23 protein-coding genes are annotated in these 25,802 nt (G+C 52.0%); 9 read left to right on the top strand and 14 right to left on the bottom strand.

Annotation, left to right across the window (positions count from 1 at the left end; translation table 11 throughout):
- Positions 1-63: 63 nt before the first annotated feature.
- Genes rsxE through G604_RS13280 form a run of 6 tightly spaced genes read right to left on the bottom strand, consistent with a single transcriptional unit; the run spans position 64 to position 4,891 of the window.
- Positions 64-648, bottom strand: coding sequence for an electron transport complex subunit RsxE (gene rsxE, locus G604_RS0102115; RefSeq protein WP_028909101.1), 585 nt, complete (start codon positions 646-648; stop codon positions 64-66).
- 32 nt (positions 649-680) lie between these two features.
- The gene (locus G604_RS0102120; RefSeq protein WP_028909102.1) at positions 681-1,304 is read right to left on the bottom strand and encodes an RnfABCDGE type electron transport complex subunit G; all 624 of its coding nucleotides are present in this window, start codon (positions 1,302-1,304) and stop codon (positions 681-683) included.
- Positions 1,305-1,316: 12 nt separating this feature from the next.
- Positions 1,317-2,315 (bottom strand): RnfABCDGE type electron transport complex subunit D, encoded by a 999-nt coding sequence (locus tag G604_RS0102125; protein ID WP_028909103.1) that lies wholly within the window; start codon positions 2,313-2,315, stop codon positions 1,317-1,319.
- Positions 2,316-2,322: 7 nt separating this feature from the next.
- On the bottom strand, positions 2,323-3,708 hold the full coding sequence (gene rsxC / locus G604_RS0102130; RefSeq protein WP_028909104.1) for an electron transport complex subunit RsxC: 1,386 nt from the start codon (positions 3,706-3,708) through the stop codon (positions 2,323-2,325).
- Complete coding sequence (locus tag G604_RS0102135; RefSeq protein ID WP_028909105.1) at positions 3,705-4,607, bottom strand: Fe-S cluster domain-containing protein; 903 nt, start codon at positions 4,605-4,607, stop codon at positions 3,705-3,707. The genes rsxC and G604_RS0102135 overlap by 4 nt, the downstream gene beginning before the upstream one ends.
- A gap of 5 nt (positions 4,608-4,612) precedes the next feature.
- Positions 4,613-4,891 carry a SoxR reducing system RseC family protein gene (locus G604_RS13280; RefSeq protein WP_051220169.1) on the bottom strand — a complete coding sequence of 93 codons (279 nt, stop codon included), beginning with the start codon at positions 4,889-4,891 and terminating at the stop codon, positions 4,613-4,615.
- 189 nt (positions 4,892-5,080) lie between these two features.
- On the opposite strand from G604_RS13280, the gene G604_RS0102145 reads away from it, so the two are divergent.
- A complete protein-coding gene (locus G604_RS0102145) occupies positions 5,081-5,521 on the top strand; it encodes a hypothetical protein (protein WP_028909106.1) in 441 nt (146 codons plus the stop codon).
- Between the two features lie 66 nt (positions 5,522-5,587).
- Here G604_RS0102145 and aspS read toward each other — a convergent pair whose 3' ends face one another.
- Positions 5,588-7,345, bottom strand: a complete 1,758-nt coding sequence (gene aspS / locus G604_RS0102150) for an aspartate--tRNA ligase (RefSeq protein WP_028909107.1) — start codon at positions 7,343-7,345, stop codon at positions 5,588-5,590.
- 169 nt (positions 7,346-7,514) lie between these two features.
- On the opposite strand from aspS, the gene G604_RS0102155 reads away from it, so the two are divergent.
- From G604_RS0102155 to G604_RS13285, 3 genes are all read left to right on the top strand, one after another.
- Entirely contained in the window at positions 7,515-7,898 is a 384-nt protein-coding gene (locus G604_RS0102155; RefSeq protein WP_028909108.1) for a DUF1573 domain-containing protein, read from the top strand.
- Between the two features lie 2 nt (positions 7,899-7,900).
- Positions 7,901-8,707 carry an EFR1 family ferrodoxin gene (locus G604_RS0102160; protein WP_028909109.1) on the top strand — a complete coding sequence of 269 codons (807 nt, stop codon included), beginning with the start codon at positions 7,901-7,903 and terminating at the stop codon, positions 8,705-8,707.
- A 91-nt stretch (positions 8,708-8,798) separates the two neighbouring features.
- Positions 8,799-10,478, top strand: a complete 1,680-nt coding sequence (locus tag G604_RS13285) for a M6 family metalloprotease domain-containing protein (RefSeq protein ID WP_081657617.1) — start codon at positions 8,799-8,801, stop codon at positions 10,476-10,478.
- 77 nt (positions 10,479-10,555) lie between these two features.
- Here G604_RS13285 and G604_RS0102170 read toward each other — a convergent pair whose 3' ends face one another.
- On the bottom strand, positions 10,556-11,227 hold the full coding sequence (locus tag G604_RS0102170) for a YggS family pyridoxal phosphate-dependent enzyme (protein WP_028909110.1): 672 nt from the start codon (positions 11,225-11,227) through the stop codon (positions 10,556-10,558).
- A gap of 55 nt (positions 11,228-11,282) precedes the next feature.
- The gene (locus tag G604_RS0102175; RefSeq protein WP_028909111.1) at positions 11,283-11,801 is read right to left on the bottom strand and encodes a DUF4494 domain-containing protein; all 519 of its coding nucleotides are present in this window, start codon (positions 11,799-11,801) and stop codon (positions 11,283-11,285) included.
- A 489-nt stretch (positions 11,802-12,290) separates the two neighbouring features.
- Between G604_RS0102175 and thrA the strand changes: the two genes are divergently transcribed.
- The 5 genes from thrA to G604_RS0102205 all read left to right on the top strand — a co-directional run bounded on the left by thrA (position 12,291) and on the right by G604_RS0102205 (position 18,716).
- A complete protein-coding gene (gene thrA / locus G604_RS0102180) occupies positions 12,291-14,726 on the top strand; it encodes a bifunctional aspartate kinase/homoserine dehydrogenase I (RefSeq protein WP_028909112.1) in 2,436 nt (811 codons plus the stop codon).
- A 55-nt stretch (positions 14,727-14,781) separates the two neighbouring features.
- Entirely contained in the window at positions 14,782-16,029 is a 1,248-nt protein-coding gene (locus tag G604_RS0102185) for a cofactor-independent phosphoglycerate mutase (protein WP_028909113.1), read from the top strand.
- Entirely contained in the window at positions 16,026-17,327 is a 1,302-nt protein-coding gene (gene thrC / locus G604_RS0102190; RefSeq protein ID WP_028909114.1) for a threonine synthase, read from the top strand. The genes G604_RS0102185 and thrC overlap by 4 nt, the downstream gene beginning before the upstream one ends.
- Positions 17,328-18,040: 713 nt before the next feature.
- Positions 18,041-18,343 carry a type II toxin-antitoxin system HigB family toxin gene (locus G604_RS0102200; RefSeq protein WP_028909115.1) on the top strand — a complete coding sequence of 101 codons (303 nt, stop codon included), beginning with the start codon at positions 18,041-18,043 and terminating at the stop codon, positions 18,341-18,343.
- 10 nt (positions 18,344-18,353) lie between these two features.
- Positions 18,354-18,716: a type II toxin-antitoxin system HigA family antitoxin gene (locus G604_RS0102205; RefSeq protein ID WP_028909116.1), complete on the top strand. Its 363-nt coding sequence runs from the start codon at positions 18,354-18,356 to the stop codon at positions 18,714-18,716.
- Between the two features lie 16 nt (positions 18,717-18,732).
- Here G604_RS0102205 and G604_RS0102210 read toward each other — a convergent pair whose 3' ends face one another.
- The 5 genes from G604_RS0102210 to G604_RS0102230 form a co-directional block, all read right to left on the bottom strand.
- Positions 18,733-20,073 carry an MATE family efflux transporter gene (locus G604_RS0102210; protein ID WP_028909117.1) on the bottom strand — a complete coding sequence of 447 codons (1,341 nt, stop codon included), beginning with the start codon at positions 20,071-20,073 and terminating at the stop codon, positions 18,733-18,735.
- A 38-nt stretch (positions 20,074-20,111) separates the two neighbouring features.
- Entirely contained in the window at positions 20,112-20,888 is a 777-nt protein-coding gene (locus G604_RS13290) for a M23 family metallopeptidase (protein WP_081657618.1), read from the bottom strand.
- Between the two features lie 67 nt (positions 20,889-20,955).
- On the bottom strand, positions 20,956-21,549 hold the full coding sequence (locus tag G604_RS0102220; RefSeq protein WP_028909118.1) for an AbgT family transporter: 594 nt from the start codon (positions 21,547-21,549) through the stop codon (positions 20,956-20,958).
- 42 nt (positions 21,550-21,591) lie between these two features.
- Positions 21,592-22,317, bottom strand: a complete 726-nt coding sequence (locus tag G604_RS0102225; protein ID WP_028909119.1) for a DUF5932 domain-containing protein — start codon at positions 22,315-22,317, stop codon at positions 21,592-21,594.
- Positions 22,299-25,796, bottom strand: a complete 3,498-nt coding sequence (locus G604_RS0102230; protein WP_028909120.1) for a DUF5112 domain-containing protein — start codon at positions 25,794-25,796, stop codon at positions 22,299-22,301. Before G604_RS0102230 ends, G604_RS0102225 begins: the two co-directional genes overlap by 19 nt.
- Positions 25,797-25,802: the final 6 nt, after the last annotated feature.

The following is a 25,802-nucleotide window of genomic DNA, read 5'->3' on the forward strand; positions in this document are numbered from 1 at the left end:
TGGCTTGCCGTCAGGTGCTTGCGCTTTGCAAGCGCAAGACCCCACGATGGCGCGCCCTTTTCTTTACTTTTTTACTTTTCCAAATATCGCCACGAGGTAGCCCAGTGTGAGGAAGGCACCGGGAGGCAAAATGAAGAGCAGGATATTCGTCGTCTCCGGGAGCAAATGGATGCCGAAGACACTGCCGGCACCAAGGAGCTCACGCACGCTGCCCAACAACGTCAGGGCCAGGGCAAAGCCGAGGCCTACGCCGAGGCCATCGAAGAGGCTCTCCACGGGTGTATGCTTACAGGCGAAGCTCTCCGCACGACCGAGGATGATACAGTTCACCACGATCAGCGGGATATAAACACCCAGCGCCTTGTTGATGGAGTCGGGCGCGTAAGCACTCATGAACATCTGCAGTACCGTCACGAAGGCAGCGATGACAACGATGAACACGGGGATACGCACCATGTCGGGCGTGATCTTCTTGATCAGGGAGATGACGAAGTTCGTACAGATCAATACGGCCATCGTGGCCAGACCCATCGACATGCCGTTGATGGCACTCGTCGTCGTGGCCAATGTCGGACACATACCGAGGAAGAGCACGAAGGTTGGGTTCTCCTTGATGAGTCCGTTGAGAAATATTTTGATATTATGCATAATGCTTCTGTCTTTTAGTGATTCATCGGGAGTTACTCCTTCTCATGTTTACTGGCGCCGCTCTCCGCGTCAACGCTGTTTTGGGCATAGACGTCATAAGCCTGGTTGACAGCCTTGAGGAAGGCACGGCTCGTGATCGTTGAGGCCGTGATGGCATCAACCTGACCACCGTCTTTCTTCACCGTCAGTGCGCCATCCTTCGGACTCATGCCGATGATGTTGCCCTTGCCGCCTTTCTGGAACCACTGCGCGGCCTTCATGCCGAGGCCCGGCGTCTCCGAGCTCTGCAGGATGGTATAACCGAGGATACGGCCGTCGGGGTTGAAGCCGACGAGGACCTTTAGATCACCGCCGAAACCCTGCGTCGTACTCTCCACGGCAGCGCCGAGGGCCTTGCCGCTGTTGTCGGTGGCCTCATGGATGACGAACACGGCGGGCTTGCCCTCGAGGGTCAGGTTGACCGTCTTCGGCTCCTTCACCTGGAGCTGGCTCGTGCCCATGACTTCCTTGATGCCCTCAGCCAGCGTCTTCTCCGCCTTGGCGGCAATGGCATCCTCCGTGATGTGGTTGACCCACGCCAGGACGGCACCGATGACCACGGCGAAGCCGACGAGGACGAGGACCATGTTGGATAATGATGATTTCAGTTTTTCCATACTTCTTCCTCCTTATTTCTTCGCCGGTTTCTCACCATAGCGTTTGGGTTTGACATAATTATTGATCAACGGCGTGAAAGCGTTCATGATCAGGATGGCGAACGACATGCCCTCGGGGTAGCTGCCCCAGTCGCGGATGACGACGGTCAGAAAACCGATGGCGATGCCATAGATCAGCTGACCGCGGTGGGTCATCGGCGAGGTGACATAGTCGGTAGCCATGAAGATGGCGCCGAGCATCAGACCACCACTGAAGATGACGTCAAACGGATTGGCGTAGACGGGGTTGGCCAGATGCAGCAGACCGCTGAAAACGAACACCGTTAGGATGATCGACACGGGGATATGCCACGTGATGATCTTCTTCCACAACAGATAAGCCAGACCGAGGAGCAGCGCCAGGGCGCAGACCTCACCGAGGGAGCCCATGCCACCGTTGGGATTGGAGCCCAGGAGCAGCTGCAGCGCGCTCGGCAGTTTGTCGAGCACCGTAGCGTCGCCGGTCTTGATGGCCACCTTCATCAGCGACAACGGCGTAGCGCCCGTCGTAGCGTCGAGGTAGCTCGTCAGTTGTCCGGGCACGGGCCAGCTCGTCATCTGCGCGGGGAAGGAGACGAGGAGGAAGCAACGGCCGACAAGGGCAGGGTTGAAGGGGTTATGGCCAAGGCCGCCGAAGGTCATCTTGCCGATACCGATGGCCACGAGGGCACCGATGATGATGATCCACAGCGACAGGTTGCTCGGCAGGTTCATGCCGAGCAGCAAGCCCGTGACCATCGCGGAGCCGTCGGTGAGCGTCGGCTCCACTTTCAACAGATATTTCGAGATAGCCCACTCAAAGAAGACACAGGAGGCCACGCTCGTCAGCAGGACGACGGCGGAGCCGAGACCGAAATAGAAGAGGCTGACAAGCACTGCCGGCACGAGGGCGATGAGTACGCCGTACATATTCTTCTCCACGGTCTCCGTGCCATGGGCATGGGGTGATAAGGATACGATTAACTTTTCCATTTTTGCTTTATTTCTTTTCTGCTTTCGCCGCTGCTGCCGCCTTGGCTTTGGCGGCACGGCCTTTGATAATGCCCATCACGACACCCTTGCCCTGGAGGATATTATCCAGGATCGGACGGTGGGAAGGACAGGTGAACTGACAAGAGCCACAGCTGATGCAGCTCGTCACGTCTTCTTTCTCCAGACGGTCGTACTGCTTGAAGGCGGAGAGTGTGGCCAGAAGATAAGGCTCGAGGCCCATCGGACAGGCATCGACGCACTTGCCGCAGCGAATACACGGCTGCACGGCCTTGCGGTGGGCGTCGGCGCCCGTGAGGACGGTGATGGAGTTGGTGCCCTTGCAGACGGGGACATCGAGACTCATCACACTCTTACCCATCATCGGACCACCGGCGAGGACCTTGTTGTCGCCCTCGGGGAGTCCGCCGCAGGCGTCGATGAGCTGACGGAAAGGCGTGCCCATGCGGACGAGGAAGTTGCCGGGGTGAGCGATCTGCTTGCCCGTGACCGTCGTATAGCGCTCAAAGAGGGGCTTATGCTTCATCACGGCCTGATAGACAGCATAGGCCGTGCCCACATTCTGCACGATGGCGCCGACATTGACGGGGATAGCGGGAGGCGCAGGCACCTGACGGCCGATGACGGCATCGACGAGTTGCTTCTCACCGCCCTGCGGATATTTCTGCTTCAGGGGCACAATGGTCACGCGCTCATCATTCTTGGCAAGGTCGGTGAGCAGGGCAATGGCCTTCGGCTTATTCTCCTCGATGCCGATATAGCCGCGGTTGACCTTGGCGGCTTTCATCAACAGGTCGAGACCGACGAGGATCTCACGGCCATGCTCCATCATCAGGCGGTAGTCGCTCGTGATATAAGGCTCACACTCCACGCCGTTGAGAATCACACACTCGGCCTTGCAGCCGGGAGGCGGACAGAGTTTGATGAAGGTCGGGAAACCAGCACCGCCCATACCGGTCACGCCGGCAGTCTTGATGCGGTTGACGATCTCCTCAGGTGTCAGCTCGGGATGCTTGTCGAGGATCTCCAGGGTTTCACTGCGGTCAATGCTCTCTTCCCACTCATCGCCTTCCACCTTCACGATAATGACCGGCTTGCGGTAGCCCGTGGCGTCAATACTCGTATCGATCTTCTCCACCGTGCCCGACACGGAGCTGTAGATGGGTGCCGACACGAAGCCACCGGCCTCGGCAAGGAGCGTGCCCACCTTCACCTTGTCGCCACGCTGGACGACGGGCTTGGCAGGAGCGCCGATATGCTGACTCAGGGGGAAGATGGCTTTCTCGGGCAGAGCGGCGGGGACCGTGGCGATCTCTGCCGTCAACTTATTCTCTTCGGGGTGGACACCGCCGATTCTAAATGTATGTAGTCTCATGCTTTTACCTCCTCTTTCTTAGGTTCTTCTGCTGGCGACTTTTCAACGGGTGATGCTGCTACCGGTTTCTTCCGCTCGGGGAAGTTGACTTTCGTCATGGCGCCCGTCGGACAGGCATCAACACATTTCGTACACAACCGGCATTTCGTGAAGTCGACATACGCCAGGTTATTCTCCAGCGTGATGGCATCAAACTGGCAGACCTTGACGCACTTGCCACAGCCGATGCAAGCAGCCTGACAAGCCTTGCGGGCTACGGCGCCCTTGTCTTTGTTGACACAACGGACATAGACACGACGATTTCTCGGCCCTTTCTTGCGAAGCTCAATGATATGCCGCGGACAAGCCTTGACGCAGGCGCCACAACTCGTACACTTCTCTTCATCGACCTCCGGCAGACCGGTCTCGGGATTCATGTGGATGGCATCGAAGGCGCAGGCACGCACACAGTCGCCGCAGCCCAGACAGCCATAGCCGCAACCGGTCTCACCGGCACTCGTGGCATTCATGGCCGCACACGTGCGCAGACCATCGTACTCCGCCGTGCGAGGGCGCAACTCACAGGTACCATTACAACGGACAACGGCCACAAGGGGCTCGGCATGACCCGCTGCCATACCGAGAAGGTCGGCAATGGGCGTCATCACACTGTCGCCGCCAACGGGACAGCGCAGTCCGTCAACACTTCCCGCATCAGCGCCCTTCACGAGGGCTGCCGCCATGCCACTGCAACCGGCAAAGCCACAGCCGCCACAGTTGGCTCCGGGCAGGATCTCCGTGACCTGACCGATGCGAGGATCTTCTTTCACGGCAAACTTCCGGGAGACGAAATAGAGCACGAGCGCCGCGATGAGCGCGATGGCTCCCAGAACGAGTACCGCTGTTAAAATAAATTCCATAATATTTAGTTTTTAGATTTTTCGATCAGACATTTCCGCCTGTCAAGGATATGGAGTATAATATAATAAGGTATAAGAGAGGCAAGGGAGGCCAAAGCGCCTGCCGCCTCATCACCCGTGAGCACAATGACGGCGACGAGCACCGCCACGACCAAAAGGAAGGGCACCACGTAAGCCAGTATAATAGCACGAGGCTGCATCGGACCTTCACGGTTGATATGGCATCGCGAAGATAGTTGACACCCCTGGCAATCGGGGGCTTCTATATTTTGCTGTTTATTCATCGTTTAAGTATCTTGCTACTTCAGTGACAGATTTCTTGTTGTTTTGCAATGCAAAGATAGCAATATAATCAGAAACAAACAAGAAAAAATCGCATTTTCACGAAAAAAGATTACGTAAACGTTTTCTGAAAAGATTATTTTTACTATCTTTGCAAAAAGTAAAATCAACCTAATGAGCCTATGATTAAGATGAAAGCTACCGAGCAAACAAACCAACAGCTCGAACGATTTTTTAATAAGATAGCCGAGAAATTCCCTCCTCTCGAGGAACCGACAATGCTCACGGATATCCATCTCCGTGCCAATCCGGATAATGGTGATCTCCTCGCTTATGATGATGATGACAACGAGATCACGCGCGTCGTTATTGATCAATGGATCAATAACACGGATGAGACTTTCTTTGACGCCATCACACTGATGATCCGCGGCATACTGAAGAAGATGTCGAAAACCATCGATAATTTCGGCATCCTCAAGCCGTTCAGCATCATCCTGGAGAATGATGATAAGGAGCAGATGGCTGAGCTCTATCTTGCCGACGACGACACAGTCATCCTCGGCGGTGACATCATGCAGGATCTCGACAAGGACCTCAACTCCTTCCTCGACAATTTGCTGAAGGAGTAGGGACATGATTCATCATGTCCCTACTTCATAAACGCTCCCTTGCGGCAGCTTTACTTTTTTAATTTTTTACTTTTTTACTTCTACCTTCAGGTGCAGTTCCTCCAACTGTTTCGGCTCCAACTCCGAAGGAGCGTCGAGCATGACATCACGACCACTGTTATTCTTCGGGAAAGCGATGCAGTCGCGGATACTGTCAAGACCGGCGAGGATGCTCACGAAGCGGTCAAGACCGAAGGCCAGACCAGCGTGAGGTGGCGCACCGTATTTGAAGGCATTCATCAGGAAGCCGAACTGAGCCTCAGCGCGCTCAGGCGTGAAGCCGAGGACCTCGAACATCTTCTCCTGCAGTTTGGTATCGTGGATACGGAGACTGCCGCCGCCGACCTCGATACCATTGCAGACAAAGTCGTAAGCCTTGGCGCGTACCTGCTCCGGGTGCTCGTCGAGCAAGGGGATATCATCAGGATTCGGCATCGTGAACGGATGATGCGTGGCCATAAGGCGCTGCTCCTCATCGCTCCACTCGAAGAGCGGGAAGTCGATGATCCAAAGACATTTGAAGACATTCTTATCACGCAGGCCAAGGCGGTCGCCCATCTCCAGACGCAGAGAGCAGAGTTGGATACGCGTCTTGTTGGCATTATCGCCGGAAAGGATCAGCACGAGATCGCCATCCTTGGCACCCATGACTTGTTTGATCTCCTGCAGCACCTCAGGACTGTAGAACTTGTTAATGCTGCTCTTAACTGTGCCGTCAGCATTATACTTAATGTATACAAGGCCCTTGGCACCGATCTGCGGCTTCTTGACGAAGTCGGTCAACTCGGTGAGCTGCTTGCGGCTATAGTTGGCACAGCCGGGCACGCAGATACCACCGATATATTTAGCCTCGTTGAAAACGGAGAAATCACCCTTGCCGTTGAAGGCATCTTTCAGTTCGACAAACTCCATACCAAAGCGCAGATCGGGCTTATCACTACCGAAACGGCGCATGGCTTCCTTCCATGTCATCTGCTGCAGCTTCGGCAGTTCGACACCTCGGATCTCACGGAAGAGCATGCGGCACATCTCCTCAAAGAGGTTGATGACATCATCCTGATCGACGAAAGACATCTCACAGTCCACCTGCGTAAACTCCGGCTGACGGTCAGCGCGGAGATCCTCATCGCGGAAACACTTGGCAATCTGGAAATAGCGGTCGAAACCGGCAACCATCAGCAGCTGCTTCAGCGTCTGAGGACTCTGCGGCAGAGCATAGAACTGGCCGGGATTCATACGAGAGGGGACGACGAAGTCGCGCGCGCCCTCGGGCGTAGAGCCGATAAGCACCGGCGTCTCCACCTCGATGAACTGCTTACTGTCAAGGAAATTGCGGATCAGGATCGTCATACGGTGGCGAAGCTCGAGATTCTTGCGCACGGAAGGACGGCGAAGGTCGAGATAGCGGTATTTCATCCGAAGGTCATCACCACCATCCGTAACGTCCTCGATGGTGAACGGCGGTGTCAGTGATGGCGAGAGGACGATGAGCTCCTTGGCGATGATCTCGATATCACCCGTCGGCAGCTTGTCATTCTTGCTCTGGCGCTCAGAGACCACACCCTTTACCTGAATGCAGTACTCACGGCCTAATTTGTTGGCACGGTCACAGAGGTCCGCATCTTCAGCCTCGTTGAAGACCAACTGGGTGATGCCATAACGGTCACGAAGGTCGACGAACGTCATGCCGCCCATCTTACGCGAACGCTGCACCCATCCGGCGAGGGTTACTTCCTTGCCGGCATCGGAGAGACGTAGCTCTCCGCAAGTATTCGTTCTATACATATTATATATGTGTTATTGAATTTTCTGACTTGCAAAATTACTGCATTTTCAGCAGAAAACCAAAATTTAGCATTAATTTTTGTGAAAAATAAACATACTCCTAAACTTTATCCTTATCTTTGCAGTCAGTATAACTGAATAAAAGAAAATTTTATAATAAAAGAACGATATGAAAAAGATTCTATTCAGCATGGCACTGATGCTGCTCGCCTCCCTCGGTGCCCACGCGCAGGCAGAGATCAAGTTTGACAAGACGAACATCAATCTCGGTACTTTCTCAGAGAGCCAGCCTGTTCAGAAAGCAACATTCACGTTCACCAATACCGGCAACAAGCCATTGGTCATCAACCAGGCCATCGCCAGTTGCGGATGTACGGTACCCACGTATACAAAGAAACCTGTTATGCCGGGGCAGAAAGGTGAGGTCAGCGTGACTTATAATGGTAAGGGCAAGTTCCCCGGTCATTTCAAGAAGACCATCACCGTGCGTACAAATGCCGCTGTGGAGATGACACGTCTCTACATCGAAGGTGACATGAAAGAAGCCAAGTAAGCGTGATAGCCTTCTTCTCTGCCACCGGCAACAGCCGCTGGGCTGCAGCACGGCTTGCTGCCGTCACCCGTGAGCGCCTCGTCAATATCGCCGAGGCGCTCACGGGCGATTGTGTTTATAACCTTGAGCCCAACGAGCGTCTCGGTTTCGTCTTCCCCGTCCATGGCTGGCGTGTGCCTATGATTGTCCGCTCTTTTATCCGGCGCCTCGTCGTCAACGGGCCACAAGGGGAGAGTACCCCACCCTATTGCTATGCCATCATCACTGCCGGCGATGATGTCGGACTGACCATAGAGGACTATCTCAACCCTGCCATTGCCGCCAACAAGAGTCTTCGTCAACTCGGCATCTCTCACGTAGACAGCGCCTGGTCGCTCATCATGCCAGAAAGCTATGTCGGCCTGCCGTTTATGGATGTTGACAAGAAAGAGAAAGAGCGCGAGAAGATCAGCCGCTCTGATCAGCGCCTGCAGGTCATCGGCGAGGAGATATTCGACCGGAAGAAGAGCGTCATCCGCCTTGACCACGGCCATTGGCCTTGGATCAACAGTCATATTCTCGGTGCCGTCTTCGAGCATCAGCTCATCACCGACAAACCTTTCCATGTAGAGGCCAACCGCTGTGTACGCTGCGGCATCTGCGCCCAAGTCTGTCCGACGCACGACATCATCGGTGGCCACGGTCTTCAGCCACAGTGGAAACACGACGGCAGTTGTCTGACTTGTTTCAACTGCTATCACCACTGTCCGCACCATGCCATCGAATATGGTCAACGTACGCGCCACAAGGGTCAGTATTTCATGAAGTAGGGACATGATTCATCATGCTCCGCCTTAGGGACATGATTCATCATGCTCCATCTACAAAACGGAAAATATAAAACGATAAAAAACATAGATCATGCATCATCATTTACTTCTATTGTTTACAGGTATTTTACTGGCTCTCCCTGTTTCTGCCCAACAGAATGAAGATGACTACATTATCCCCATACAGCCGAAACGCTGCGGCACCTCCATCCTCATCGAACAGCAGCGGCAGACCGCCAAAGCGAATGGCAAGAAGAAGGTCGTCAGTACCACAGCCAACTACGTCCCCCACACAGGAGCCATCAACATCCCCGTCATCCTCGTCAATTTCCAGGATGTCAAGTTCACCATCAATGATCCGAAGGCACTCTTCAACGAGTTCTTCAACGCCGAGCAACTCGACTCCCTGGGCAACGGACTGACGAAGAACCACGGATCGGTCAGACAATATTTTTCCGACATGAGCAGTGGTTCCTTCACGCCAACCTTCAAAGTCTACGGCCCCGTTACCGTCGATCAGAATGAGACCTACTATGGTGGTTCCAACGACTATGGTACGGATGAGAATGCCACAGCACTCGTAAGAGATGCCATCTCCAAACTGCAGACTAGCGCCGACTCCATGACATCCGCAGACATCAGTACCTTCTGCGCGGACGGCAAGACGGTAGACTGTGTATATATCGTCTATGCGGGAGAAGGACAGAATTTTGGCGGTGCAGGTACCACCGTTTGGGCGAAGACGGGTAAATACGGCGGGCCTCTCAACGACAAGGCCGTCCGTTGGTATAGTATGGCCGGAGAGCTGACACCGACCAAGCTTGACGCCAATGGCAACTTCAGCCAAAAGGGCACCATCCCCTGTATCACCGGCATCGGCGTTACCTGTCATGAGTTCAGCCATGCTCTGGGCCTTCCCGACTTTTACCCCTACAACTCCTCCGCCCGTGTCGACAACCAGGAGATGGAGTTCTGGGATCTCATGGATGGCGGTGAATATAGCAGCAATGGCTTCTGCCCTACTGCCTACACCGTCTGGGAGCGTAACCAGATGGGGTGGCCGGTGACGATCACGACGCTCGACGAGAGTCAGTCCATCACCATGGCACAGTCCTCTCTGACAACAGGACAAGCCTACAAGATTGCTAATCCGGATAACAGTAATGAATATATGATGTTGGAGCATATCCATCGTGCGGGCTGGAACAGTGGACTTCGCGGCAGCGGACTCATGGTCTATCATGTCTGCGAGCCCGGCGGCGCACTGATGATGGGCTCCGATTATAATGACACCAAGGACTATCCGGGCATGGCTATCGTACCCGCCGACAGTCTCTGTGCTTCCAGCTATGAGACAACAGGGAATTATATTACCACTTTCCGTGATGACGAGAGAATCGACGGCTATAAACCTTATACGGCCCAGCTCTACGGTGACCTCTTCCCGGGTACCTACAGTGTCATCGATAAGACACTCCATGTCACCGAGCTCAGCGATAAGGAAGTCAAACCCAACTGGTGCTGGTATAATACGGATAAGACAGAGAAACTGGCTACGAACAAGGCGCTGACGAATATCGCTTTCAACAAGCAGACCGGCGTGCTGACCTTTAATTATGTCGCTGATGTCGCCACCGCCATTCATACGGTCAATGCCGAGTCAACAAAGAGCGGAAAGATCTTCGATCTTAGTGGCCGCCTCATCGGCACAGACCTCTCTTCCCTTCCCCATGGCATCTATATCCAGGACGGACGAAAGATCATCAAATAATATACGACATTGGGGCGGTCCTTTCAGGCCGCCCCAATGCGTTAATATGTGGAGCATGATCAATCATGTCCCTACATTCAATACACTCTTGGTCCGAAAATCTTCGTACCCACACGTACCATTGTCGAACGGTGCTTGACGGCAATGGCATAATCATGGCTCATCCCCCATGAACGCTCCTTGAAACCGGGATCGTCAGCGAAATACTTGGCCTTGATCTCATCGAAGAAGCGGGCGGCGGTGTCAAACTCACCGGCGATCTGCGACTCATCATCCACATGACTGGCCATCATCATCACGCCGGCGATATGCACATGCTTCAACTGCCGCCATTCGCCGTCCTCCAGAAGCTGACGGCAAGCGTCGAGGGTGAGTCCATATTTCGTGGCCTCCTCAGCAATATGCAATTCAAGAAGGACTTCGATCACACGGTCGTGCTTGGCGGCCTGTTTCTCAATCTCCTTCATCAGTTTCATACTGTCGCAACTCTCGATCATTGAGATATAAGGCGCGATATACTTCACCTTATTCGTCTGCAGATGACCGATGAAATGCCACTCGATATCTCTCGGCAGCGTCTCCACCTTTTTCTGCAACTCCTGCTCGTGGCTCTCACCGAAGATACGCTGTCCGGCATGGTAAGCCGCCTCAATGTATTCATTCGGATGATACTTGCTGATGGCCACCAGACGAACGCCCGCAGGCAGTTCGCCCAGCACTCCTCGCAAGTTACCAGCAACATCTATCATCTTTCTATCGTTTTAAGTTCTACTTTAACAGGCGGCCAATAAGGCCAGCCGTCTTCTATTCTGCTTTCGGCGCCTCCGCCTGCTCGTATTCCGGCTTGTCGTCGTGCTGCTCCTGCTCGGCCTTGCTCTTGTTCTCATGCTCGAAGACATCCATGATCGGCGTCTCGTTGATGCCCGCAATGACATAGTCGATCATCGTCTTGCCCATGACCTCATCAATATGCTTCACGGCAACGGGGACGCTGCTGGCCTGCACGAGATAGGTGACATTACTGCGCTTTTCCTTCTCCGTTTTCTCGTCGATGGTGATGAACTGCAGCTTGGCCTTATACCAACGGTCATCGCCGTCGAGATCACTGAAAAAGATCTCACCATAAGCCGCCGGCTTGATGTCCTTGATCTTCATCTCACCACTGACATAGACACTCATCTCATCCATGATCTTCGCCTCTGCCTCCGTGAAACTCAGTGCGTCAACGACATATTGTTCGGTGACGGGTTTCTGCTGACCGTCATCCATCATCTTCTCATAGCGTACCTTGGTCTCAAACCAGGAACTTGTTCTTGATCTCATTGTTTGATAGTATTAATAATATTGTATATTCCAAATGTTGATGCAAAGCTACTACTTTTTCTGCAAACCTCAAAACATTTCTTATACTTTCTTCCTACATCAAGACAACACTCCGAATATTTTTTTATGATATTTTATTCAAGAAGAATTGGGAAAATGCAAAAAAAACACTATCTTTGCAAATGATAGAAGTAGCAATTAAATAGCCATTAAACCTACAGCTATTTACTCTGCCATGAATGGTAAATGTGGCTGTTGCCACAGACACAAGAAGAAAGCCGTGGAATCACCCGTGAGGGTTTGCCACGGCCGTTTCTTTTTTATAGGCCAATCAAAACATGAAAAGCTTACGGATTCAAAAAAGAATTTCAAAAAAATCATAGAATTTGTTGGCCATTTCTCTTTTTCTTAGTAAATTTGCAACCAAGTTTTGTCCCGGCCCCGTTTGTTTCGGGGGAGACATGACATTATTAAACGCTTCAAAAGCCGATGAAAGTATTAAAATTTGGCGGAACATCTGTGGGTTCCGTAAAGAGTATTCTTAGTTTAAAGAAAATTGTAGAGAACGAGGCCAAGCACCAGTCTGTCGTCGTCGTTGTCAGTGCCCTCGGAGGCATCACCGACAAACTGCTCTCCACTTCCCAGCTTGCCCTCCACCATCAGGAAACATGGCGCACGGAATTCGACAAGATGGTCGACCGTCACCATAAGATGATTGACACGATCATCACCGATCCCACCAAGCGCGAGAATTTGTTTAACACCGTCGACACCCTCTTCGACCAGTTGAAGAGTATTTATTATGGTGTCTACCTCATCCACGATCTCAGTGAGAAGACGCAGAACACCATCGTCTCCTACGGAGAGCGCCTCTCGAGTAATATCGTGGCCACGCTGATCGGCGGTGCCAAGTGGTTCGACTCCCGCGACTTTATCAAGACGGAGCGCCGTGACCACCGCAATGTCCTCGATGCTGAGCTGACCAACAAACTCGTCAAGGAGACCTTCGCCGATCTGCCGCGCGTGAGCCTCGTGCCCGGTTTTATCTCCCGCGACAGGGAAACCGACGAGATCACGAATCTCGGACGTGGTGGCAGTGACTATACCGCCGCTATCATCGCCGCCGCCCTTGATGCCGAGATATTGGAGATCTGGACCGATGTCGACGGTTTCATGACCGCCGATCCGCGCGTGATCAAGACGGCGTACACGATCAACGAGCTGAGCTACGTGGAGGCTATGGAGCTCTGCAATTTCGGTGCGAAAGTCATCTATCCGCCGACCATTTACCCCGTCTGCATCAAGAATATCCCCATCCGGGTGAAGAACACCTTCAACCCCGAGAATCCCGGCACCATCATCAAGGCCAAGATTGATGATGACAAAAAGCCCATCAAGGGTATCTCCTCCATCAACGGTACCGCGCTGATCAATGTCACCGGTCTCTCCATGGTCGGTGTCATCGGTGTCAACCGCCGTATCTTCACCGCCCTGGCCAACAACGGTATCTCCGTCTTCATGGTCTCCCAGGCCTCTTCGGAGAACTCCACCTCCATCGGTGTCCGTGAGGAAGACGCGGAGGAAGCTGCCGAAGTGCTGAACAACGAGTTCTCCGCCGAGATCGAGAATGGCGCCATGTTCCCCATGAAGATCGAGCATGGACTGGCCACCATCGCCATCGTCGGTGAGAACATGAAGCACACCGCCGGTATCGCCGGAAAGCTCTTCGGCACCCTTGGCCGTAGTGGTATCAGCGTCATCGCCTGTGCGCAGGGCGCCAGTGAGACGAATATATCCTTCGTCGTCAAGAGCGAGTCGCTGCGAAAGAGCCTCAACGTACTCCACGACTCCTTCTTCCTCTCCGAATATAAGGTGCTCAACCTCTTTATCTGCGGTGTGGGAACGGTCGGTGGCAAACTCATCGAACAGATCCACAAACAGTATGAAGAGCTGAAGGAGCGCAGCCACCTCAAACTCAATGTCGTCGGTATCGCTTCCTCGCACAACGCCATCTTCAACCGTGATGGCCTTGATCTCGAAAACTACCGCAAGACACTTCGCGCTTCCGAGCCCAGTGATCCGCAGAAGCTCCGCGACCATATCATTCAGATGAATATCTTCAACAGTGTCTTCGTCGACTGTACGGCGAGCAAGGACATCGCAGACCTTTACCAGACACTGCTTGAACATAACATCAGTATCGTCGCTGCCAACAAGATCGCGGCATCAGGCGATTACGACAATTACCGCCGACTGAAGCGTACGGCCCTCTCCCATGGCGTCAAGTTCCGCTTTGAGACCAATGTCGGTGCCGGACTGCCCGTTATCGGTACCATCAACGATCTTCGCAACTCCGGAGACAAGATCCTGAAGATTGAGGCCGTCCTCAGTGGTACGCTGAACTATATCTTCAATGCTCTCTCCAAGGACACGCCGTTCTCACAAGCCGTCAAGCAGGCCAAGGAGCTCGGCTACAGTGAGCCGGATCCGCGTATCGACCTCAGCGGCACCGATGTCATCCGCAAGATCGTCATCCTCTCCCGTGAGGCGGGCTATCATGTCGACCAAGAAGATGTGGAGAAGCATCTCTTCGTGCCCGACGAGTATTTCCAGGGCAGCGTAGATGAATTCTGGAAGAAGCTCCCAGCCCTTGACGCCTCCTTTGAGGAGAAGCGTGAGGAACTGGAGAAAGAAGGTAAGCGCTGGCGCTTCATCGCCACGATGGATCATGGCAAGACCTCCGTATCTCTGAAAGCTGTTGATCCGGAGAGTCCCTTCTACAATCTTGAAGGAAGCAACAACATTGTCACCCTCACCACGGAGCGCTACCGCGAATACCCGATGCTCATCCAGGGCTACGGAGCCGGTGCCAGCGTCACCGCCGCCGGTGTCTTCGCAAACGTCATGAGTATCGCCAATATTTAAAATAGTCTACAGACAGGAATCCATTTCCCGTCTGCCACAAACACAGTAAGAAAAAATGAAGCATATCATTATACTTGGTGACGGCATGGCTGACCACGCCGTCGAACGCCTCGGAGGCAAGACCCTCCTGCAGGCTGCCCATACTCCCTATATGGATCTTCTGGCCCGCGAAGGCAAGACAGGCCGTCTCGTCACCGTCCCCGACGGGTTCCATCCCGGCTCTGAAGTAGCCAACACCGCTATCATGGGCTACGACCTTAACAAAGTCTATGAGGGCCGTGGTCCTCTGGAGGCTGCGTCTATCGGTTATGAGATGGCACCGGAGGATATGGCGATCCGCTGCAACATCATCACGCTGCAGGACGGCAAGATCCTCACGCATAACGGTGGCAACCTCTCCACGGAGGATGGCGATGTCCTCATCAAATATCTTGATGAGCATCTCGGCAACGAGAACGTCAAGTTCATTACGGGTATCCAGTATCGCCATCTTCTCGTCATCAAGAATGCCAGCAAGCATGTGGTCTGTGCCCCGCCCCACGATCATCCCGGAGAGCCGTGGCGTGACCTTCTCGTTAAGCCTGAGGAAGGTAATTTCAGCAATGATCCCGCTGAGAAAGGCCGTATGACGCCGCAAGAGACGGCTGATCTCCTCAACGATCTCATTGTCAAGTCACAACAGCTCCTCGCCGAACATCCTTACAACCAGGCGAAAGTCGCCAAGGGTGAGCGCCCGGCCAACTCCATCTGGCCTTGGAGCGGCGGCTATCGTCCGAGCATGCAGACGCTCATGCAACTCTACCCGCAGGTGAAGACGGGCTCCGTCATCTCTGCCGTCGATCTGATCCGTGGCATCGGTCATTATGCCGGCCTCGACATCATTAAAGTCCCCGGCGCTACTGGCCTCGCCAATACGAACTACGAGGGCAAGACGCAGGCCGCCATCGACGCCCTCCGTCATCAGGACTTCGTTTACCTCCATCTTGAGGCTACCGATGAGGCCGGCCATGATGGTGATTTGGAGTTGAAGATGAAAGCGATCGAATATCTCGATCACCGTGTCGTGGAGCCTATCTATAAAGAGGTGAGCACATGGGACGAGCCCGTAGCCATCGCTGTTCTCCCCGACCACCCCACGCCCGTGGAGATCCGCACGCATGTCAAAGAGCCCGTGCCCTTCCTCTTCTGGTATAAAGGCATTAAGCCCGACAGCGTACAGACTTACGATGAAGTGAGCTGTGTCAGCGGTGAGTATGGCATGCTCCGTTTACAAGAATTTATGGATTCATTCATGGCATTATGAAATATTACAGTACCAATAAGAAAGCCCCGCTGGCTACCCTCCACGAGGCAGTAGTGAAAGGTCTCGCCCCCGACCGCGGCCTTTACATACCGGAAGTGATCAAGCCGCTTCCGCAGTCGTTCTTCGAGCATATCGAGGACATGAGTTTTCAGGAGATCGCCTTTGAGGTCGCCAAGAGTTTCTTCGGTGAGGATGTCGAGGAGAACGCGCTGAAGAAGATCGTCTATGACACGCTCTCCTTCGATGTGCCCGCCGTGAAGGTCGAGGATAACATCTATGCCCTCGAGCTCTTCCACGGTCCCACACTGGCCTTTAAGGATGTCGGAGCCCGCTTCATGGCCCGTCTGCTTCAGTATTTCGTGCGCCAGGAAGGCAAGGAGGAAGTCAATGTCCTCGTCGCCACGAGTGGTGATACGGGCTCTGCCGTTGCCAACGGCTTCCTCGGTGTCGATGGCATCCATGTCTATGTCCTTTATCCGAAAGGAAAAGTCAGCAAGATCCAGGAGAGCCAGTTCACGACCCTCGGCCAGAATATCACGGCGCTGGAGGTTGACGGTGTCTTCGACGACTGCCAGGCTCTCGTGAAGAGCGCGTTTATGGACAAGGACCTCAACGCCCACATGAAACTGACATCAGCCAACAGCATCAATGTCGCCCGCTTCCTTCCCCAGGCTTTCTATTATTTCTATGCCTACGCGCAGATGAAGAAGAAAGGCCTGGCCGACAATCTTGTGGTTTGCGTACCGAGTGGTAACTTCGGAAATATCTGTGCCGGACTCTTCGGTTGGAAGGCCGGCCTGCCCATCAAGCGCTTCATTGCCGCCAACAATGCCAACGATATCTTCTACAACTATCTGAAGACGGGTGAATATCATCCGCAGCCGAGCAAGCAGACGCTCGCCAACGCCATGGATGTTGGTGATCCGAGCAACTTCGCCCGAATCTACGATCTCTTCGGCGGTAGCCACAAGGCCATCACGGACCTCATCAGCGGCGCAACTTACAGCGACGACAATATCCGCACGACACTGCGCGACTGTTATGAGCGTACGGGCTACGTGCTTGATCCTCACGGCGCCTGCGGCTATCAGGCCTTGAAAGACGGTCTGCAGCCGGGCGAGACTGGTGTATTCCTGGAGACGGCTCATCCTGCGAAGTTCAAGGAGAAAGTCGACGCTATCCTCGGCACCGACATCGCCATCCCCGAGCGCCTTGCCGCCTTCATGCGCGGCCAAAAGCAGATGACGGAAATGCCGAATGACTTCCAGGCCTTCAAACAGTTCCTCATGAAGCAGTAAGTTCGTTGGGACATGATTCATCATGATCCGCAACGTAGGGACATGATTCATCATGATCCGACAAAGATTCTATAAATCGGGCGGCCCTTGTGGCCGTCCGATTATTTTTTATATTCCTCTGACGCCTAAGACAAACAAAAGCTATCAGTGTATGACACTGACTGTTTTTTGACCGTCTTTTTCGTCGCATTTTCTTCAACCTAAAATTCAATTCTAGGTGAAAAAAGGCCCAAAAATCAGTCCAAGAGGTCGTAAACAACGTGCAGAATTTCGTAAACATCGTGCAGAATTTCGTAAACAACGTGTTTAGAAAATTTTCTACGTTGTTTACGACTCGTAAATACCATCATTAGCTCGGTAAAATACATTGAAAAATTGCATTTTTATGTGTTTTTGAACCAAATATGCAAGGATTATACGCATAAATATGTAAAATAAAGAGAAGATATTTATCCTAAATATATTATCTCCTTAATAATCAATCAAATACGAAAATCACTCAAAATTCGCGAATTTGCCACCATTTATCCGATTGCTGATTTCCACGCCCAAAATAAACCTTTGTCTGCAAGCAAAAAAGTGTCAGTCAATCCGGTGACTGACGGAAAAGAAATGCAATAAGAGAAAGAGGAAAAGCAAAGAAACATTTCGGAATACGAAATTTTTACCAACTAAAATTTTGTTATTCAAAATTTTAATTGTATTTTTGCCTCATGAGAATAATATCACATAAAAAATTAAAACTGTTTTATGAACAGCCAAAATATGCTGAAGCTCGCCTCCCTTTAGAGCGATGGTATTATATAGCCTCTCAAAGAGAATGGCATAACCTTGCTGATATCCTTCAAGATTTCGGAGATACAGACATGGTTGGTAATCAACATTATGTATTCAACATACATGGAAACAAGTTTAGGCTCGTCGTTGTGATCCAGTTTACTATTCAGAGAATATATATTCGTTTTGTGGGAACACATGCCGAATATGACAAGATAAAAGACATAACAAAAATTTGAACGAAACGATATGGAAAAAATAACTCAAGCACAGTATGAATGGGCGGAAAAGAGAATAGAGGAACTTCTTCCGCTTGTGAATGATCATACGCCAACATCAGATCCTAATAGTATTGAGTTGACGATTATGAGCGATCTTGTAGAGGAATACGAGAAAGAGCATTATCCCATTGACAAGCCCACTCCGGCAGAACTAATCAGCATGGGCCTTGCAGACAAAAAAATGACCCAGAAACAACTCTCTGAAGAAATTGGAGTGAGTCCTAGTCGGGTGAATGCTTTTGTCAGTGGAAAGAGTGAACCGGGTCTTTCCTTAGCAGGAAGGATTTGTAAAATTCTTGGCATACTGCCAGAAGCTATGCTCAGCTATTAAAATAACCTGGCAGTGTTTAATGCTTTCCAAACACCTTCCCCACTCGTCTCCGGAAGTTCCAGCAATAGAGCAACCCGGCAGTGGTGAGCCCAAAGGGAAACGACCACCACACACCGATCAGCCCGGCATGAAGGACAATGGCAAAGATGTAACTCAATGGCAGACCGATGACGAAGAAGGCGAAGAAGGCCGAGAATACCAGCGGCTTCACGTAGGAGATGCCTCGCAGACTGTTGCCGAAAACGATCTGCATGCCGTCGCCGAACTGATAAACCATAAACGGGATGACTGTCAGCGCCACTAAGTCCTGCACCTGCCGGTTATCCGTAAACAGAGCGCCAAGCTCATGCCGGAAGAGGAAGATCGGAATGGAGACCACAACGGCCAGGAACAATACGAGCTGAATAGCCGCATAGGCGTTTCCCTTCACGGCTCTTTCATCCTGGCGGCCGTAGGCATTACTGATCCTTACGGCAGCGGCGGCGCCAATACCGTAGTAGATCATGAAACCAAGCTGGCTGATGGTCAGCATGACCTGATGGGCGGCGAGGGCCGTCGTGCCCACCCAACCGACGATGATACTCGTCAGTGAGAACGACGCCGTCTCCATACCCATCTGACAGGCTATCGGCCAGCCGAGCTTGTTCAGATGGAAAAAATCGACGCGGTTAATACAGCCGCTTCGAAATCCCTGAAAGAAAACCTTATATTTCGAACGCAGAAGAAAGACACCTGCCATCACGAATGCCATGACGATACGGGAGAAGAGCGTGCTCAACCCTGCGCCTGACAGCCCCAGTTCAGGCAGGCCGAAATGACCATAGATCAACACGTAGTTTCCACAAATATTCAGGATATTCCCGCCAATCAACACCCACATCGACAAGGCGGTATCCGTGATGCCGTCCGCCCACTGCTTAAAAACATTGAAAAGGCAAATGAAAGGCAGTGAGACCAAAAGAATGATAAAATAGGGTTTAATGAGTGGGATTAACTCCTTAGGCTGGTGAAGGTTATCGATAGAGAAATACACGCCCGTCATCACCCCGACAAGAATGATAGCCAGCAACAGATTGGCCACTATGCCATTCTTAACGACTTCCCCAATCCTGCCGTTCTTCTCCTCCCCGAAAAGCCTGCCGACAGTCGGCGTGATGGCATAGGAGAAGCCGAGTGCAAAGATGATGACGAGATTAAAAAGGTTATTCACGAAAGCTGCCGCTGCCAACTCCCGTGTGGTATGATGACCGATCATCAGCGTGTCGGCAAAGGCCAACACAATTGTTCCCAACTGTCCGATGACAATTGGGAATCCCAGACGCATCAACGACTTATAATAAGATGTATAAAGGCGCATTCAAAAAATATACATTCGGATTGAAAAGATACTCCCGCCTATACGGAACGGGAATAAGGACGTTCCACCAACCGACCGGAGAGATAAAGGACGGCGGGCTGCAACGTGTGGTGCTTATGATCAAAGATCATCGAAGGATCATAGCGCTGACCACGGAAGAAGAGTTCAAAATGCAGATGATCGCCCGTGGCATGCCCCGTCATTCCCGTCAGACCGATAACATCGCCGGCATGGACACGCTGACCGACATGCACAAGGAGCTTACTCTCATGGGCATACAACGTCTCAAAGCCATAGGCATGACGGATCGTGATACAGTTGCCGTAGCCACTGCGCACACCGGATGCAACCACGACACCATCGAAGGCAGCATGGATACTGTCGTGGTTGATGTGGGTCTTGATATCCACGCCCGTATGGTGATAGAACGTACTGTCGTCCTTCTCGCGGAGCTTGTTGTAAGGGCTCGTGACATAGCTGCCTTCAAGTGGATAACACCAATGATCAATGGAGAGGTTACCAAGGACAATCTTGGAGACAGACGGTTTGGCATCCTCAGGATCAAGACTCGTAATCATACGGTCGAGACGACGGCTGATGACAAGGGCCAAAGAATCCAGGACACTATCCGCATGTTCCGACACAGCCGTATCGACCACATCGGGCATATAAGATTTATTCTTCATCCATCCCAAGGTGTTCACCTGCGGTTTCCATGTAGTGACACCGGCCATCGACGCCTGGCGATGGGCCGTAGGAACGGAAGCACTGATCAATAACAGAGCTGAGATGATAACTAATAGACTTGATTTCATTTCAAATTGCAAAGTTATCAATTTTTTATGAATGAACCATCAGTGTTTTACATAAAATACCTTAAATTCATACTGATTTTAAAATAAATTCAATGGAACGGTACAACTCCATGCCCAAAACCTCAATAAGGAAGAGTGGCGCGGCCTTCGCCATACCGTGTGTGACGGCAGCGATACAACTATAGACATCTGGCAGGCGACCGGAGAGGACACCGAATGTCAAGGCGCTGATGATGGTCTGCAGACAGAGAAAAGGGATCAAACTGCGGGAGAAAGCACTGGGGAACAGATCCCCCGTGACACTCAGCAGGAGGGCATGAGGAAGGGCCACGAGAAGAATCATAACGATTACTCCCGTGAGTGCCGTGATGAGCGCCCAGCGCAAGGCCAGACGGTCACTGTAGCTCAAAGGCCGCCGCAACCGCGTAATGCCACAGTCCGTGACCGCGCCATAAGCCATAGACCCGATCGTGAGCCAGAGCAGGAGCGGCGACAGCTGGAGCCGGACAAACTGACCGAAGAACCAGCGGATGCCCTCACTGCTCAACATCGAGTGCCACGACAACTCCGGCATCATCGCTGTCACAAGCCATGAGGCGAGGACCGTGATGACCTGCAGTACAATCAGTACAACAACCGTATAGGTAATAACTTTCTTCATACGCTTCCAACGTAAGGACATGATTCATCATGCTCCGCACCACTATTCCGGATCGGCAACCAAATTGTCGAGATCGATAATCCTCAGTTCCAACGCCCTGACAACAAGGCGTGTGGCATTGACACTGATGCCGTTATTGCCGTTGGGAAACAATTTCTGCACAAGTTCATTCTGACGCTTCTCCAGACTCTTCACACCGAAAGGCATGCCGCGGAGCTTCGTGATCTGCTCTTTCGTATAGCCGAGGGCGAGATGGCGCAGAAAGCGCTCGTCATACTCGTCTATCTCATAGTCTACCAACGCCTCCTGATGCATGAGCTGCTGATTGACACTCTGTTTGAAACGCTCCACGATCTTCTCCAAGATGGGTTGGTTGAAGACCATTCGCTTGCCGTTCATGCAGGCTGTCACGTCATCTCTGGTCAGCATCTCACCACTCTTCAGTATAATGCCGTCACATCCGGCATCAAGAACATCTACCCATAACTTCTCATTGAGGATCTCTCCCGTGAAAATCAAGACTTTCACTTGCGGATACATCTCTTTCGTCTGGCGGCAGATCTCAACGCCTACCGTCGTCGAACCGCCGAGGCCAAGATCCAACAACACCAGATCGGGAAGACTCTGCTTGATGAGCTTCCAATAGGCCGGCTCTGAATCGGCCGTACCGATAATTTCCGCCTCGGGGATATCATTCCGGAATATTCCTTCTGTGCCTTTGAGTTCCAGAGGGACATCCTCCACGATGATCACTTTAAATTTTTCCATATCTGTTTGGCTAATATAAGTTCTATATTCATTCCGCCCTGTCCGCCAACCCTGGCACTGATGCCACAGCCACGGAGATTGGTCACCTCGCCCACCTCACGTACGATCTGACGACAGAGCAGAAAACGGAGATCTACCGTACGTGGGGTAAAGAGGTTATTACATTGCTCTTCCGTAAGACTCATCTTGGGGAAAGGCACCCGAACATGTACATAGTTGGACTGCTGATGCGGATTTTCTACAACCTCGCTCTCTCCTCCTCCCATCTGTTTCAGAAGGGTAAAGAGATAGGTCAGCATCGACGGGTCATAGCGTACATAACTATTCACTTCCCTCATGGCCTGGGCTGAAAGAAGGGAGTAAAGTTGGATATAGTAGTCAACGAGCTGACGAAGGTCTTCCACGGAAGTCTCTCCTTCCTCATCAATGAGTTGACGAATGCGGGAAGGATAATACATCGTCTCATGCTTCAGGGCACTCAGACAGTTGTCAAGGATAGCATTGGAAATATGCAGACGACCATTCTCATACTGCAGCCGCAGCCGCTCATCTTGCGCCAGTTGCAGTTCTTGCTCCCGGTTCTTGTCGTCGGCAATACCTTTCTCCAACGATGCCGTAATCTCCCTGACGACAGCATCCAGACGGTCTATCGTCTTCTGAGCCCGGCGGCCGCCGACATGGATATGATTGCGGGAATCCCATATCTTACGGATCTTCCGAAGCCGTTCCTCATCGCTCATCTTCTCATCCATGAGGATGCCGTTGATCGTCCTCACACGTTCCAGACAAAAACGGTAGAAGAGTTGATGACGATAATAGGCAAAATAGAAAATCGGAAAGATCGAAAACAACAATAGAATAAGAAGAACGATGGATACCGTCTTCGAATTCTCGGTCTTCTGCATCACCTTCACATAACTGTCAAGACTGTTATCGGCCGAACAAGCCCGGAAGAGAGAGGTGTAGATCTTGTTGTTATACTCATAGAGGGTCCACCGGTGCAGAGCGAGGGCTGCTACGGCACTCTCATTCCTGATGTCAAGGATAATAGAATAATCGGCTTTGAGACGGTCCCTGTACCAGCGGATCTCTGCGGGGACAACTTCATGTCCAAAAGCTACAAGCGTATCCGTACTCTGAGGTCGCTGCTTCCGATACCAAAGGTTCAGCTCATGACGGGCAGAGTCTGCAAAGGCGAGCGTACGGCCATAAGTACCACGGATGTTACAGAAATAGGCTGAGTCTGCATACGCTGCCGCCTTTCTGACCACTGCGGGTACTGACCGCGGTATATTACGCTGACGAAAGGCCGTCTTATCGCCCCAGGCTTTCGGCATGAACGAAAGGAAGACGAACAGAAGCATCGTCAATGTCCGAATGACGCCCTTGGGAAGTCTGAAGGAGATCTCCGTGCCCCTTCCCTTCTCCGAACTTGCTTGTATGACGCAACCGGAGAAGAATGGACTGATCTTCTTGTATTTTTCGATGATTCCCTTACAGTTCAGAAGGCCAAAGCCATGGTGCTGTGACAACGGATCATCGACAATAGGCTTATGGTCGAAAAGATGGGACACTTGATCCTCTGTCATGCCACAGCCATCATCAGCCACCGAGAGCACAACCATATTTCCATCCTCTCGGGCACTGATATGAACATGCCCGCCTTGCGAGGTGAATTTCCGGGCATTGTCAGCGAGGGTATTCAACATAAAGAGAGTAAGCGTACGGTCGGCTTTTACTACCGCTTTCGATGGATCAATCTCCAAGGAGATACCCTTTTGACGGAAAGAGAATGCTCCTTTGGCAACGATATCGAAGAGCCCCTGGATGGAAAAACTCTCAATATGCAGACTCAGTTGCCCCTGACGCAACTGGATCCAACGGGTCAGCACGGCATTATCGGCATTGATCTCATCGGTAAGCTCAGAGATATACTCGAAGCGCTGATGCCGAACTTCCTCACGCTCTTCTCCTTGCTGCAGACGGTCCACCTCGTGGATAATCCGTTCAATTAAGGGGATGATCGAATTGACAAGTTCTATCTTCGCACGCTGTTCGAGATGGCGCTCCTTACCCAGCATGACGCGACGGCGGAGAACCTCCTGGTCTTCCTGTAACTCCTCTCGACGGTCCTCATATTCTTCTACATGACGTTCACGCTCCTGCTGCCATTGCTGAAGGGGCTCAAGGAGTTGGGCGGCGGAATAGCGACGGTCCGCATGATGACGCATCCTTCCCAATACGATAAGGAACGTGGAGACGAGGATGATGGCGGCAATAACGGCAGCAATCATCCAGTTCAGTTGGACCACGCTCTGGCCCAGTTGAGCTGCACGGGCTTCCAGAAGGCGATCCTGACGCGTACGCTCCTGAAGGTCAAGATAAATGTTTCGGTTATAATCGCTCATCGGCTTGTTATCCATTGCCGAATAGACGATACTCAGCTGTTCACGGATAGAGGCCACAAGGTCGGGGGCCTGATTGATAGCCTTGTCGGCAAGGGCATCCTCCAGACAGATGCCTGCCGAACGATTATCCCCTATTCCACGGTAACATTGCGCCAGCGTACGGTAAGCACCGGCAATCTGATAGACATCGCCGTATGTCGTGAAAAGTTCCAGAGAACGTTGGGCAAGGTTGCCGGCAAGGAGACTGTCGGGCATATTGCCGGTATTGAGGTAGTTAAACGCCGGGAGGTTGTTGTTGAACAACATCTTTCCCGTATGCGGCGCCATGAGATGCTCACTGATGGCCTGAAGACTGTTGGCCACCCAAAAAGATTGATCTGAACTAACGGCGAGAAGATAACATTCCATGAGATAGTTAAACTCATCCTGCGCCGTCTGCTCCTGGGTATTACGGGTAATAAATCCGCCGGCTCCTATATTATAAAGGTAATCGAGATACTGCGCCGTGTCTTGTTTCACCTCCTCGGGATCGATGTCGGCAAGCGCTTGGGCTACTTGGAGCGGTTGACCGATATAATAAAAATAGGTGGAACTGACAATGCCGTATTCTGAACGGGCATAAATCATACGGCGACGGGAACGGTCGTCAAGGTCGTTACGCTCCTCATCAATACGGGCAAGAAGCTGGCAGGCATGTTCACGATAAGTATAGAAATCTTTGTTGCGAGACTGACGCTGACAGAGCCGCATGGACTGAATATCGGCGATGAGCTGTTCGATCTCGTTATTCGTCGTTTTTCTTACTTCATGGAGAAGCTCCTCGGCATGAGAATATTTCATGCGCATGATATCAACAAAGGCAAGATTATTCAAGGCTTCGGCACGTCCCGTGGAATAACCTTCCGAAAGCGAATAGGCCCGACGCGCCAGAACGGCGGTGGAATCGAGGTTCTTATAATGAAAAGCATAAGAACGACTGTTCAGCCGGTCAACGGTCTCCTGATGGGCCGGCAAACAGGCTGAAAAAAGGAGCAGTGTCATCATCACCGGGATGATGACACTACTGATCAAGAAAAA

Origin of the sequence: Prevotella sp. AGR2160 (assembly GCF_000424185.1) — a bacterium.
GTDB lineage: Bacteria > Bacteroidota > Bacteroidia > Bacteroidales > Bacteroidaceae > Prevotella.

What these genes read in the sequence shown, in the direction of transcription:
- rsxE (WP_028909101.1), bottom strand. Translation starts at nt 648, where the DNA reads ATGCATAATATCAAAATATTTCTCAACGGACTCATCAAGGAGAACCCA.
- G604_RS0102120 (WP_028909102.1), bottom strand. Translation starts at nt 1,304, where the DNA reads ATGGAAAAACTGAAATCATCATTATCCAACATGGTCCTCGTCCTCGTC.
- G604_RS0102125 (WP_028909103.1), bottom strand. Translation starts at nt 2,315, where the DNA reads ATGGAAAAGTTAATCGTATCCTTATCACCCCATGCCCATGGCACGGAG.
- rsxC (WP_028909104.1), bottom strand. Translation starts at nt 3,708, where the DNA reads ATGAGACTACATACATTTAGAATCGGCGGTGTCCACCCCGAAGAGAAT.
- G604_RS0102135 (WP_028909105.1), bottom strand. Translation starts at nt 4,607, where the DNA reads ATGGAATTTATTTTAACAGCGGTACTCGTTCTGGGAGCCATCGCGCTC.
- G604_RS13280 (WP_051220169.1), bottom strand. Translation starts at nt 4,891, where the DNA reads ATGAATAAACAGCAAAATATAGAAGCCCCCGATTGCCAGGGGTGTCAA.
- G604_RS0102145 (WP_028909106.1), top strand. Translation starts at nt 5,081, where the DNA reads ATGAAAGCTACCGAGCAAACAAACCAACAGCTCGAACGATTTTTTAAT.
- aspS (WP_028909107.1), bottom strand. Translation starts at nt 7,345, where the DNA reads ATGTATAGAACGAATACTTGCGGAGAGCTACGTCTCTCCGATGCCGGC.
- G604_RS0102155 (WP_028909108.1), top strand. Translation starts at nt 7,515, where the DNA reads ATGAAAAAGATTCTATTCAGCATGGCACTGATGCTGCTCGCCTCCCTC.
- G604_RS13285 (WP_081657617.1), top strand. Translation starts at nt 8,799, where the DNA reads ATGCATCATCATTTACTTCTATTGTTTACAGGTATTTTACTGGCTCTC.
- G604_RS0102170 (WP_028909110.1), bottom strand. Translation starts at nt 11,227, where the DNA reads ATGATAGATGTTGCTGGTAACTTGCGAGGAGTGCTGGGCGAACTGCCT.
- G604_RS0102175 (WP_028909111.1), bottom strand. Translation starts at nt 11,801, where the DNA reads ATGAGATCAAGAACAAGTTCCTGGTTTGAGACCAAGGTACGCTATGAG.
- thrA (WP_028909112.1), top strand. Translation starts at nt 12,291, where the DNA reads ATGAAAGTATTAAAATTTGGCGGAACATCTGTGGGTTCCGTAAAGAGT.
- G604_RS0102185 (WP_028909113.1), top strand. Translation starts at nt 14,782, where the DNA reads ATGAAGCATATCATTATACTTGGTGACGGCATGGCTGACCACGCCGTC.
- thrC (WP_028909114.1), top strand. Translation starts at nt 16,026, where the DNA reads ATGAAATATTACAGTACCAATAAGAAAGCCCCGCTGGCTACCCTCCAC.
- G604_RS0102200 (WP_028909115.1), top strand. Translation starts at nt 18,041, where the DNA reads ATGAGAATAATATCACATAAAAAATTAAAACTGTTTTATGAACAGCCA.
- G604_RS0102205 (WP_028909116.1), top strand. Translation starts at nt 18,354, where the DNA reads ATGGAAAAAATAACTCAAGCACAGTATGAATGGGCGGAAAAGAGAATA.
- G604_RS0102210 (WP_028909117.1), bottom strand. Translation starts at nt 20,073, where the DNA reads ATGCGCCTTTATACATCTTATTATAAGTCGTTGATGCGTCTGGGATTC.
- G604_RS13290 (WP_081657618.1), bottom strand. Translation starts at nt 20,888, where the DNA reads ATGAAATCAAGTCTATTAGTTATCATCTCAGCTCTGTTATTGATCAGT.
- G604_RS0102220 (WP_028909118.1), bottom strand. Translation starts at nt 21,549, where the DNA reads ATGAAGAAAGTTATTACCTATACGGTTGTTGTACTGATTGTACTGCAG.
- G604_RS0102225 (WP_028909119.1), bottom strand. Translation starts at nt 22,317, where the DNA reads ATGGAAAAATTTAAAGTGATCATCGTGGAGGATGTCCCTCTGGAACTC.